The organism is Chitinophaga sp. (genome assembly GCF_035538455.1).
Taxonomy (GTDB): domain Bacteria; phylum Bacteroidota; class Bacteroidia; order Chitinophagales; family Chitinophagaceae; genus Chitinophaga.
In genome coordinates, this window is the sequence record NZ_DATLKJ010000013.1 from 1 (window position 1) to 11976 (window position 11976).

Genomic DNA, 11976 nt, shown 5'->3' on the forward strand with positions numbered 1-11976 from the left:
CGGCAGCGATGGCTGCTGTACTGACGCTGGGCAGCTGCAAAGATGAAAACGAGGATGTAACTACGGCCGTCAACAAGGCAGGCGCAGTGGAGACCATGATCACCACCGCACACCTCGACAGCACCCATGACATTATCACTACGACCCATAAGATCTGGGCGAACTTCAACCTGTACAAGACGGTAGTACACAACGACACCGTTCCTTCTCTGGGCTACAGCACTGAAACCGGTGAGAATGAGAATGGCGATACCAAGAGTATTAACCTGCAAAAGGACTACGAGATATATGTCACCGTTCAATAAATCAAACCCCATCAGGAACATGAAAAAATCGGCGCATATACAACTGGTCCTGATAACTGCTGTATTGGCCAGTTGCAACCGGCCTACCCGGGATGAGCACCGCAGGGTATATATGCGTGGCGATACTACGGCAGGATACAACCGTACCTATTATCATTCCCATGGAGCGGGACTCTGGTACTATGCCTTCAGGCCTTATGGTTCCTGGTATGGCGGCAGCTATCACCGGGCAGGTTATTATTCCGGCGGTATCAGCGAGCATTCCAATATGGGCTATAATCATGTAAAAGGTACTATCAGCCGTGGAGGCTTTGGCGGTCATGGCTACAGCGTGTCGTCCTGATCTCCGGATATCCGTATATACATTAACGTTAGCAAGATGCAAAGATTCAATATCACCCCACGCAATAACTGGCAGCATGCCGTGGAGCAGCTGGGATTTGGCTTCCATACCACCGACGTTCCCTATTGGGATGAAAGCGCTTACTACGCTTTTGATATGGAAGAAATAACGATGATAGAAAATGCCACCCAGGAAATGTGGGACATGTGCCTTGGTGCAGTACAGCATGTGATGGACAACAACCTGTACCATCTCTTCAGCATTCCTGAATGGATTATTCCCTACATCGAGAAAACCTGGCAGGAAGATCATCCTGCTATCTACGGCAGATTTGACTTCTGCTATAAAAACAAACAGCTCAAGCTGCTGGAGTTCAATGCCGATACTCCTACTTCCCTGTATGAAGCTGGTATTGTGCAATGGTTCTGGCTGCAGGACTTCGACAAATCGAAAGATCAGTTTAATTCCATTCATGAAAAGCTTATCGATGGGTGGAAGTATCTCTCTGAATACCTGCATCCGGGCATGCTTCACTTTGCGTGCCTCAAGCAGACACTGGAAGATCTTACCAATACAGAATACATACGCGACTGTGCCATGCAGGCCGGTCTGAGCACCAGGCTGCTCTTTATAGATGACCTGGGCTGGGATGCAGGCGCCCGCATGTTTGTAGACGCAGAAGATTTACCTATTAAGAATATTTTCAAGCTGTATCCGTGGGAATGGATGCTACAGGAAGATTTCGGGAGAAATATACCGGAAGATGTAAACCGTAGTTACTGGATAGAACCGGCGTGGAAACAGTTGTTGTCCAACAAGGCGATTCTTCCTATTTTATGGGAGCTGTATCCCAATCATCCTCTTCTATTGCCCGCCTACTTTGACGCGCATGGTATGAGCCGTTTTGTAAAGAAGCCTATCTTCTCCCGTGAAGGCGCCAACATTGATCTTGTAGATCATGGGCATATGGTGCAATTCTCAGGCGGAAACTATGGCCGCGAAGGATATATCTTCCAGGAGCTTTTTGAGCTTCCTTCCTTTGAGGGTAAATACCCTGTGATCGGTAGCTGGGTGATTGCCCAGCAGGCTGCGGGTATTGGTATCCGGGAATCTGATACACTGATAACTGATAATAAGAGCCGGTTTGTACCTCACTTGATTAATGGTTAGATTTTCTTGCAAGGAATGCAAAGGCACCTTTGCTCCCTTTGCATTCCTTGCAAGAAAAATGTATCTTGTCTATCCAAAAATTTAACCCGATGTTATCTATAGCTATAGACATGGACGAAACCATTGCCGACCCTATCAAAAAAGCCAGGGAATGGTATTACCGCGATTACGGGAAAACGTTTACAACGGAAGAGCTGCACGGCAAGACACTGACAGACATACTGCCGCCGGAACATAAGGATAAAATAAAAGAGTATTTACATACACCGGGGTTCTTCAGAGATCTTGAAATTTTTCCGCATGCACAAGAGGTGATTGCAGCGCTGAATAAGAAATATAAAGTATACATCGTGTCCGCAGCCATGGAATTCCCGACTTCACTGCGCGATAAATACGACTGGCTGCAGGAGTTTTTTCCTTTCCTGAACTGGCGCCAATACTGCTTCTGCGGAGACAAATCCATCGTTAACGCTGACTTTATGATAGACGACCTGGTACGTAACTTTGAAAACTTCAAAGGCAAACCGCTTCTATATACGGGCCATCATAATATTCATATTGAAGGATATGAGCGTATTCTGAATTGGGAAGATGCAGCAGTGAAGTTATTGTAGTTATTGGCCCCCGATGGCTATAAGTTAATCCTACTTTATTTACTTAAGGCTCAATTGTTGTCCTTGATACCCGCGCGCGTTCTATGTCGTTACTAAAATAAAGCGCTTCTGGTATTTCCGCCAGTGTAGAGGTATGTATTCGTTCGCCAAGGCCATAGAACTCCTGGAAGCTCATGATCAGCGGCCGCCACTTATCCGGGTCCACTTTATCGGGATTATCTTCTTTTAATATCGAAGTATGCAGGTGCACACGAATAATGCGCACTTCGAAAGTAACGATGCGACCTTTCTGAACGGGATTATCGGCCGCTATTTCATGGACCGCCTCTACCCGGGCTTCCAGCTGTACGGGACATTCTGCCACCAGAGGGGCATTTACGATTTCAGCGGGAGCAGGTGTAAGACCAGCTGTGGCAAACTTTTCAGGCTCATAGCGATACCCTCGTTTCAATTTTCCTTCCGGGACGGGATTGCTGCCGGTGGTGCGAGCCAGCCGGTTCACCGCTCCAGCCAAATCCGCGGAAGGGAGGTTCAGTACGCATTCGCGCGTGCGCAACATGTTCTCTGTTGTCTTTGAAAAAGCGGAAAGTCCCAATACGCCGCGCCAGCCGAGCCAGAAAACAGACGACATGGGCGCCAAGTTATAGCTTCCGTTGTCATTGACGGTACTGATCAATACAACCGGTGTTCCGAAATACAAGATAGGAGGTTCTCCTGTGATATGCATAGCGAGTAATTTTCTGTAAAATTATATCGCGCCGATAACTGTTAAAACCCGGTTCTTGCTGAGATGCAGCTATATATCTTTCCTTGTTTCAAATAATATTATCCCGACATAATTTTTATTGTACCTTTTCTCCTGTAACGGACTATTATGAAAAAAATCTCTTTCCTGTGCGCGTTGTTCTGCTTTGCCTTTTTGTGCAGCCAGGCGCAGCAGACCGCCGCGAAATATATCCGCGAGACCAATTACCTGGTGTATCTCCCTGACGGCTATACGCAGGACACCACCAAACGTTGGCCTGTTATGCTTTTTCTTCATGGCAGCGGGGAGAGAGGCAACGATATTGAGAAAGTAAAAGCGCATGGTCCGCCGAGGCTGGCCGCGGAGGGACGCAAGTTTCCTTTTATTATTATTTCACCACAGGCTGAACCAGGTTATGGATGGGTAGATGATGAGCTATACCGTCTCCTGCAATATGCAAAACGGCAATATCGTGTAGATCCTGACCGTATCTATCTTACCGGCCTCAGTATGGGCGGATATGGGACGTGGCGCCTGGCGATGGCACACCCGGAGGAATTCGCGGCTATTATACCTATATGCGGTGGCGGAGACAGCTCCAACATCTGGAAGCTACGTCATATGCCCGTATGGTGTTTTCATGGCGCCAAGGATAATTCGGTGCCTTTAAGCGCCAGCGAAAGTATGATCAAAGCGCTGAAAAGATATAACTCCGGCGTTAAATTCACCGTCTACCCTGAAACCGGCCATGACAGCTGGGTACAGGCATATCAGACCGACAGCCTTTATCAGTGGCTGCTGGCACAGAAAAAATTCCGGCATACACCGGTTCAGGCAACAGCTACCATGTTATCTTCTCTCGCCGGCAAATATAGTTCCGGTAAGGTCACGCTCACGATCATTGCCAGCAATGATACACTCTATGTGAAACCGCCAAATGAAGAACGGACGACATTGAAATATGCCGGCGGGAATATTTTCTACTGGAATGAGAACGAACCTTATGATGTTGAATTTGTAAAAGACAATAAGGGCGTTGCCAGATATTTTGTTGTAAGGGCTAACAATAGTGAGATCTTCAACAGAGTTAAAGAATAATGTGTTTCCGCGTTATTTGTAAATCTTTCCCTCTTTATTAAATTCCCTTATCAGGCCCTCTTCCACATCTGTGGCAGATATAGGAGTTATGTTACCGTTGTGCTGCATATTTTTCAGGAAGCAGTACTGTGCCACATTGATGATGGATGCACCAGAAATTTCATGAGCGGCAGCTACTTTATTGATGGTGCCTTCTTTCTCCATCATTTCATCGGGCAGGATCATCTTCCATAGCTGCAGCCGCTCGGCATATCCGGGCATGGGGAATTGTATAATAGACTGAAAGCGCCGCGAAAATGCGGGGTCAATGTTATTTCTGAAGTTGGAGGCTAATATTACCAGGCCATTATAGTTCTCGATACGTTGCAACAGGTAAGCGATTTCCTGGTTGGCGTATTTATCGTGTGCATCACGGATATTTGTCCTTTTGCCGAAGAGAGCATCCGCTTCATCGAAAAATAAAATCCAATTCTTGTGTTCCGCCTTATCAAACAGCCGTGATAAATTCTTTTCTGTTTCGCCGATGAACTTTGACACTACCAACGACAGATCGATGCGGAAAACATCGAAGTCTTCCTGATTCTCATCTGCGGGATCCCTTTTACCAAGCAGGCAGGCCGACAAAGTTTTGCCGGTGCCGGGAGGGCCATAGAACAGCGCCCTGTAGCCAGGCTTCAGCCGTTTATTGGTATGTATAAGTTTATCCTTTAAGCGTAACCATTTTTTCAGTTCGTGGAGTTGTTCCATGGTCTGTGCGTTCAGTACGAGGTCGCACCAATCCAGCGGCGTGGAGATACCTTCTGCCGGGAAGTCGCTACCAAAGCGCGGTTTGGCGTACTCTCCTGTAAGGAACAGGTCAATAAATTCCTGAGACAGTACAATCTTTCCGCTCATGACCGGTTCTCCATCGGGAGGTGATTCCAGCCAGAGTATCTGCCGCTTTGCGAAAAGGTGGGATTCACTGAACAGCCCCATTACCTTGATGCGTTCAGCGAGATCGAGGCCGCCCAGTAAGAAGAGCAGTGTGTCTCCGGTGGGCAGCATACCGCGGAACTGTGTGCCTTTCACGCAGCCGATAAGCGGAAAATCGCCCTTATCTACCAGGTATTCATTGATCACATCTTCAAAGAAGACCGCGTTGATATGTGGCGCCAGCGCCATGATCAGCAATAGCTGTTCGTTTTTATCCAGCTTATTTTCCAGGATGAATTTTGTAACCGGGGCTCTGTTCCAGGACAGCTCCGGACCAGTTGCGGAGGCGGGAACCGGCAGATCCGCTCCGGGTTTGAAGTATTCAGACAGACGCCGGCTCATTTCATTATGCAGCCACAACAAATACTCCTGTAATACCTGTGCGTTTTTTGAATTGTATTTCATGATCATTCAGCTATCTTATCATTGACCGGGAGGGTCCTGTACATTATCGGTTTTTTCTTCAGTGGTTTTCTGCATATCAGCCACGAACTCATTCAGCTTTGTTTTCCACTCACTCACCAGCGATTCGTATTCCGCTTTGGATACGGGGGCTTCTATCACCATTTCAGGGAATGGATGCGTTTTTACATAGTCAATCAGGTCAGTACCATGACTACCTTCATGGAAGCCAAGCGTATCATGGCCCTCTTTTATATCTGATTGGATGGCCCCCCTGCCGTATCCTGATTTATCCTTTGCAGCAACCTTTTGGGCATAAACAGTTTCGAGCACCAGTTTTTTGGTGATGGTAACGCTTTCTACCTTACCATCCTTAGTCCACTTGGGATTGATCTGGTATGGAAGATTAAATTTGGTTTTGGCGCCATTGGGATTAATTTTTTCTCCCTTCAATGCTTTTCTGTCGGGCTTCACTACTATATCGAAGTCACCGGCTTTGAAGCTGGCTACTTTTGTTTTTTTATTGGGGGTTACGCCGGCAGGCAAGGGAGTAGACATTTCCCGCTGAACACCGGGTGCGGTGTGGGTTGCAGCGGGAGCAGCATGATGTTCCGGCAGCGCGGAAGCGGCACCTTGTTGTACGACATGTGTAAGTTCGTGTGCGAGCAAGTGTTTCCCGGTCGCAGACGAGGGATCATATTTGCCGCTGTTGAAGTATACATCGTTACCATGTGTGAACGCCTGAGCGCCGAGGTCGTTGTTGAGTTCTTTGGCTTTGTCGCCGGTGTGGATGTTTACACCGCTGAAGTCAGCGCCTATAGCCTGGCTCATTTCTCTGTTGACATCAGCAGACATCGGCGTGCCGTGGTTACGTTGTTCTCTGAGTTGCTCTGCGAGGTGCTCATTCTGTTGCTGTGTACCGCGGGAAGGGCTTTCTTTGGTCATTACAGCAGGTTGGCCGTGTTTGTCCTTGTCTTCGATGAGCATTTCGTCGGCAGCGGGTTTCTTTTCGTGTTCTTCTTTTTTCTGAACAGGCTTTTCTTCTTCTTTATTGGGTCCTGCTTTTTTTGTTTGTACCTCTTCGTCTTCTTTCTTTTGGACAGGTTTTTCTTCTTCCTTCTTATCCCCTTTGCCTTTTTTCTGTACTTTCTTCTCTTCTTCTTTCTTATCTTCCTTACCCTTCTTCTGCACTTTTTTCTCCTCCTCCTTCTTATCTTTATTGTGCATCTTCTGCACTTTCTTTTCCTCTTCTTTCTTTTCCGGCATCGCTTGCACAGCGGAGATCTCCTTGCGTTGAACAGCATTGCCTTTAGCAGATGGTTTATTAACCACCTTATCCGCTACGGCGTCTGCTTCACGTTCGTAGGTATCTCCTGCCTGTCCTATTGTTAGTTTAGGCTGGAAGAAAGCATCTTCTTTTGTTTGCAGTGCTTTCTGTTTGGGGCTGAAAAACGGGGTTTCTTTTTTCTCAGCAGTTTCAGGGTTACGATGCCGGCGATTACGGCGGCTGTTTGTTTTCATATCTGGTTATTTATAAAGATCAAACATTTCAATAATCACGAAACAAAACCGGTAATGTCAGTTAAATATACTTCCCCATCGCTTCCTCCTGAGATCAAGGTTTTACCGTCAGAGGTAAACTGCAATGTATATACTTCTCCCTTATGCACTTCTTCCATCATGACGAACTCTCCGTCCTTCATATCAGTCAGAAACACCATACCACTCTTCCCTCCTGTAGCAAAAAATGAGGAGGAAGGATGAAAACAAAAACAAGGTGCACCATAATACTCATCGTTCAGATATTTGGGTAACATCCTTTCCATCGTTTTTAAATCCCATAATAAATTAGCATCTGGTATTTTAGAAATCAAAAAAAGATATTTCTCCTTGGGATCAATTTCCAGGCGTTCTGCTTGTAAAACACCTCCTGGGAATTGTTTAAGACATTTACCAGAACTGATTTCAAACACAGAAAACATATTATCATTTTTGCCTGTCATTATAACATGATTATCTTCTCCACAAAAGGCCGCGACAGCCGGGGCATTTCTATAAGAACCATTTTTTATCCAACCTGGAATAGAGTAATAATTAGTTAACAAGTCATCAGGAATTCTAAGTGTTGGCTGATACGCTTTATACATATCATATTTCCATATTAATTCGCCACTTGCAGTATTGTATACCCTTATATCTTCCCCGGAAATCAATATCAGGTCCTTCCTTTTTGCAAACTGAATAGATTCAGACACAGGCACGCTTATCTCTTTAAATACTTCCATTTTTTTCACATCCAATAATCTTACGATATTATCGTCTGATAAAAACCCAAGTGTATCACTATCATGATTAAATGAAGTTGTTAAAATTCCGACACCATTGCTGCTTTTAATTTCATTAATGCACTTCCACATTGATGTACTCCAGATTGTTAGCAAAGAAAGGTCGGCGTCAGCAACTCTTTGTACTACTGCTAACAACTTACCATCCGGGCTTATCTTCAGGTCCGTTACCGGGCCTTTTGCTTTAAGTTCAAGTTTCATGGAGTTTTCTTTATTATTGTTGGTTCTCTTAAGCTATTGGTTTTCCTGTTTCATCTCTAAATGACTCTGTTCCAATAGTAAAATCAGTAGTTGTGTATTGTTTCAATTTCGAATTGAATCCGGGCCTTACAAAAAGATGATATTTTTCAGCAGTAATCGGTACAAGTTTACTATTCCAACGTGCTGTTATAACCCGCAGAATGCTGTCATTTCCTACAACCTGATACTTTCTTTCATCATCCCCAGCATTATTGCCACTCTTATTCCAGTGTTTACTAATGCTATCTTTATGATCAACGCTATATTTTACTTTATCTGGATCATAGTCTTCCATCTTCGGGATTTGGTTGTCTGGAGTTAAATCCACAATAAACTCGTCCATGGCTAATCTTTTCCATGCATTTTCATCACCTGACGCTTTCACTTTCTTAACTCTGTTTTTAACCCACGCTTCTCCCTTCGAGGGATCAGCCATAACCTTGGCTTGTTTACCTTGCCAATTGAACGGGCTGTCATAAAGCCTAGACCTTATTTTATCACCGTCCCATTCTGCCGGTAACTGTCGCACAGGAAGTATTTTATCGTCATATACCTTTATCGTCCCTTTCTGTAGCGCCGAGCTGATAACAAATCTAGGTCCTTCCTTTTTAGGTTCTGTTAGTTTTATTGTGTATACCTTATCACCCTTAATATCTACTTTAGTAATCTTCAAAATACCATGTGGAGATTTAAGATAACCGCCTTCTTTTAAGGTAGTTTTCTCATCCGCTTTCTTACTTCCTTCTATATCAGGCTTATCCGCCTTCTGAATGTAATGATATTTCCAGTTTGTTTTATCATCAAGTACGGTAATTGATTTAAAGACATTTTTATGTTCATTTCTTACATCCTTAGCGACCTTTTCCGCTTCTCCTCTTGTTAACACACCGTCACCAGCCACTGTCCTATCTTTATCCTTCAACGCCTGAACACCTGCCGCTAATTTTTTATCCTTATCAACGTCCTTCTTTGTCTTCTTCTTATCATCACCAGGTTTCATGACAGCTGGCACCAACGCAGACTGTTTATTGCCCTTGCCTTTCAGGCTGCCGGTCACTCTCCATTTGTCGTTGCCTTTGGCAGCGATGGTGATATTAGCGACGTTATGTTGTTTCTTGATAGCTTCCACCGCGGCTACGATCTCTTCATGGGTCATGGGTTTATGGCCTTCCAGTGCTTTTACCTTCTTCATGGCGTCGGCGAAGTTCTTCACTTCCTGCGGATCGGCTTTGTCTTTATCCTTTTCTTTGCCTTTACCACCTTTTGCGGGGGCTGGCGCCTGTTTGGCTCCTGGTGCAGGTTTGCCCGCCGGTGCGGGTTTTCCGCCTTTGTCTGTTTTACCACCGCCGGCTTTACCTGATGGTGCGCCGCCTGCGGCTGGTGGTGCAGCTGCACCGCCGTCTACAAATTTGCCTTGTTTTTCCCCTTTGTCTTTGCCGGTCTTTTGCGGTACGTGATCATCCACGAGATCGGTCATGAATTTCTGTCCGTCGAAGTCTGCTTTGCCGAAGGTGATCTCTGGCACTTTGCCGGAACCTAATACGTACTCAACATCTGCACCAATACCGAATTCTCCCGGCAATGGATATTCAAGCGCACCGATTGGCCAGGTCCATTTTTTATCTGGCAATGGCGACCACCACGGACTGTCTACCTCTACAAAAAGATCACCACTGAGACCAAGGAATGGTTGGGCTGCTATTTCCATGTGTCCTTTGAAGAAGAATTCTCCCGGATCGCGGTAGCCTATGGTAGGGCGTGCATCTATATAGCCTTTCACGCCTGCGTCAGCATTTACGCCCACGCCTACTTTCAGGTCGTGACCTAGCAGCTCAAGACCGGCGCCACCTTCAGCGCGCAGGCGCAGGCCTGCAAATGCAGAGATATTCAGGGAGCCTGATAATGATATTTCTTTGGCAATTTCCGGATTATTGGAATAGGTGCCATTTACTTCAATGTTGTAAATTTTAGCAGGACCGATCTTCGCAAGCGCGGTCAGACCTATGTTAGCAAATACAAAGACATTGCCTATCACGGGTATACCATAGGACGCGCGTGCTTCGAACTTGAAGAGCTCCTTGCTGTGATCCTGCTGCTCAAAAAGAATGATCTCCTTGGGCGGTGCTATCTTACCAATTACTGTCACATAGCCTTTACCATCGACTATAACATTTACAGTACCGGCAAACCAGTCTGTGAGTTTGAAGGTAAGGGTTCCCATACCGGCGAGGGCGCGCTTGCCTTTGCCTTTAGCAGCGGGCACTTCTGCCGGTAATTCCGCCTCTTCTGCTTTGCCGCCTTTCACCTGGTTAACAGCGAACTTGTTCGCCGTTTCTTCATCCGTCATGAGCAAGGTGATGGAACCACCCAGCTTATCATTTGCGTAGGCCACTGTTCCTTTTACATCCAGTACACCTTCTGCAAATTTAGCATCGATGTTTCCGGAGAAGGAATGATAGTTAACGGCGAAGTTGCCTTCCCCGGAGAACTTACTTTCTTTTAACGTAATATCCAGGTGGCCGGTGGCTACGCCTTTGATATCTATATCTGTTATTACGTGTGCGGCTGGCTCCATGTCGGTGAAGCCCAGGTCCATGGTGGCGTCCGCGAAGCCGCCGACTTTTACGTTGATGCCGTTGGCGGTGAAAGTAAAGTGTCCGCTTTCGAAAGTATTGGTAACAGCCGCAGGCACTTTGCCGACATCGATGCCGGTCAGCCAGCTGAGGGCGCCTTCATGTGATTCTATCCATTGCAGGACAGCGCGTGTACCTTCATGCTCTCCGACTGTAGCAAAGCCTTTCACTTCGCCGCTTTCTATGCTGACTGCCAGCGTGGGATTCATGGCCGCCAGCAAGGGTACATTCAGCGGGAGGAAGGCTTTTTTCTTCACACTTTCCAATATGCCTTCTTTCTCCCTCACCCTTATTATGCCGGCGCCGGCAATCTTTCCGCCAGAAATGCGTACCAGCATCCCTTCTTCTCCGGCGGCTTTTATCTCTTCGTGTAGTTTGGCAGAAGGATTAAAAGTGCCGGAAGATATATTTACCACTTCCGCAGAAGGGGTATCGTGTGCGGCCGCAGCACCGGCAGGTTCCTTGCTCTGCGCCCGCTGAACACTATCCGGTGCAGGAGACAGCATGGGCTTCTTCTGGATAGAAGCGCCCTGTTGTACCGTATGTGTCAGTTCGTGTGCAAGCAGGTGCCTGCCGGTGCTGCTGGCGGCATCAAATTTTCCTTCATTGAAATAGATGTCGCTCCCATGCGTAAAGGCTTGCGCCTGGAGGTCATTGCTCAGGGAGGCCGCCTCAGACCCGGTATGTACACGCACATTACTAAAATCCGCCCCCATGGAAGATTCCATTGCACTACGCGTGTCGGATGGCAAAGGCGTTCCGGCACCTTTGGTGTGCTGAAGACGTTGTTCTACGGAAGGACTTGCTGTATTTTCGCTATGCCCCGTTTGTGCGTCGCCGGTAGCCTTGCGTTGGAGCCTGTCTTCAGGAGGATCAGCCATACTGTCGAAGATAGGCTTGCGTTGTATTTTCTTTTCTTCGCCCGAGTTCTCTTCTTCTTTTGTTTCCTGTTCCTTCATCTGTAAGGCCGGTGGCTGTACTGCGGCGGCTGGTGTATGTGATGATGGTACCGCGGTTATACTGGCTGGTGCAGCAGCGGGAGTAGCTGGAGTAGCCGACATTGCAGCCTTTGCCTGTACAGCAGGCGTTTCGCTCATCCGCTGAACAAC

Annotated in this window: 10 protein-coding genes; 5 read left to right on the forward strand and 5 right to left on the reverse strand. The window is 46.7% G+C overall.

What is annotated here, in order from left to right; translation table 11 throughout:
• From VM802_RS01105 to VM802_RS01120, 4 genes are all read left to right on the forward strand, one after another.
• Positions 1-305: hypothetical protein (locus VM802_RS01105; protein ID WP_325527071.1), on the forward strand; the 305-nt coding region annotated here is incomplete at its 5' end.
• A 19-nt stretch (positions 306-324) separates the two neighbouring features.
• Positions 325-648: a hypothetical protein gene (locus VM802_RS01110; protein WP_325527073.1), complete on the forward strand. Its 324-nt coding sequence runs from the start codon at positions 325-327 to the stop codon at positions 646-648.
• A 36-nt stretch (positions 649-684) separates the two neighbouring features.
• Entirely contained in the window at positions 685-1818 is a 1134-nt protein-coding gene (locus tag VM802_RS01115; protein ID WP_325527075.1) for a glutathionylspermidine synthase family protein, read from the forward strand.
• An 89-nt stretch (positions 1819-1907) separates the two neighbouring features.
• Entirely contained in the window at positions 1908-2432 is a 525-nt protein-coding gene (locus tag VM802_RS01120) for a 5' nucleotidase, NT5C type (protein ID WP_325527077.1), read from the forward strand.
• 43 nt (positions 2433-2475) lie between these two features.
• Here VM802_RS01120 and VM802_RS01125 read toward each other — a convergent pair whose 3' ends face one another.
• The gene (locus VM802_RS01125) at positions 2476-3159 is read right to left on the reverse strand and encodes a flavin reductase family protein (protein ID WP_325527079.1); all 684 of its coding nucleotides are present in this window, start codon (positions 3157-3159) and stop codon (positions 2476-2478) included.
• Positions 3160-3306: 147 nt separating this feature from the next.
• On the opposite strand from VM802_RS01125, the gene VM802_RS01130 reads away from it, so the two are divergent.
• Positions 3307-4275, forward strand: a complete 969-nt coding sequence (locus tag VM802_RS01130; RefSeq protein ID WP_325527081.1) for a carboxylesterase family protein — start codon at positions 3307-3309, stop codon at positions 4273-4275.
• 12 nt (positions 4276-4287) lie between these two features.
• On the opposite strand, the gene VM802_RS01135 is transcribed toward VM802_RS01130, so the two are convergent.
• From VM802_RS01135 to VM802_RS01150, 4 genes are all read right to left on the reverse strand, one after another.
• A complete protein-coding gene (locus tag VM802_RS01135) occupies positions 4288-5652 on the reverse strand; it encodes an ATP-binding protein (protein WP_325527083.1) in 1365 nt (454 codons plus the stop codon).
• Positions 5653-5670: 18 nt separating this feature from the next.
• Positions 5671-7170 (reverse strand): eCIS core domain-containing protein, encoded by a 1500-nt coding sequence (locus tag VM802_RS01140; RefSeq protein WP_325527085.1) that lies wholly within the window; start codon positions 7168-7170, stop codon positions 5671-5673.
• Positions 7171-7205: 35 nt separating this feature from the next.
• Entirely contained in the window at positions 7206-8195 is a 990-nt protein-coding gene (locus VM802_RS01145) for a WD40 repeat domain-containing protein (RefSeq protein WP_325527087.1), read from the reverse strand.
• A gap of 28 nt (positions 8196-8223) precedes the next feature.
• Positions 8224-11976 (reverse strand): eCIS core domain-containing protein (locus VM802_RS01150; protein WP_325527089.1); only part of this gene is annotated, 3753 nt, incomplete at its 5' end.

Bases quoted from the DNA above. Each gene is read 5' to 3' on its own strand.
- VM802_RS01110 (WP_325527073.1), top strand. From the start codon at position 325: ATGAAAAAATCGGCGCATATACAACTGGTCCTGATAACTGCTGTATTG.
- VM802_RS01115 (WP_325527075.1), top strand. From the start codon at position 685: ATGCAAAGATTCAATATCACCCCACGCAATAACTGGCAGCATGCCGTG.
- VM802_RS01120 (WP_325527077.1), top strand. From the start codon at position 1,908: ATGTTATCTATAGCTATAGACATGGACGAAACCATTGCCGACCCTATC.
- VM802_RS01125 (WP_325527079.1), bottom strand. From the start codon at position 3,159: ATGCATATCACAGGAGAACCTCCTATCTTGTATTTCGGAACACCGGTT.
- VM802_RS01130 (WP_325527081.1), top strand. From the start codon at position 3,307: ATGAAAAAAATCTCTTTCCTGTGCGCGTTGTTCTGCTTTGCCTTTTTG.
- VM802_RS01135 (WP_325527083.1), bottom strand. From the start codon at position 5,652: ATGAAATACAATTCAAAAAACGCACAGGTATTACAGGAGTATTTGTTG.
- VM802_RS01140 (WP_325527085.1), bottom strand. From the start codon at position 7,170: ATGAAAACAAACAGCCGCCGTAATCGCCGGCATCGTAACCCTGAAACT.
- VM802_RS01145 (WP_325527087.1), bottom strand. From the start codon at position 8,195: ATGAAACTTGAACTTAAAGCAAAAGGCCCGGTAACGGACCTGAAGATA.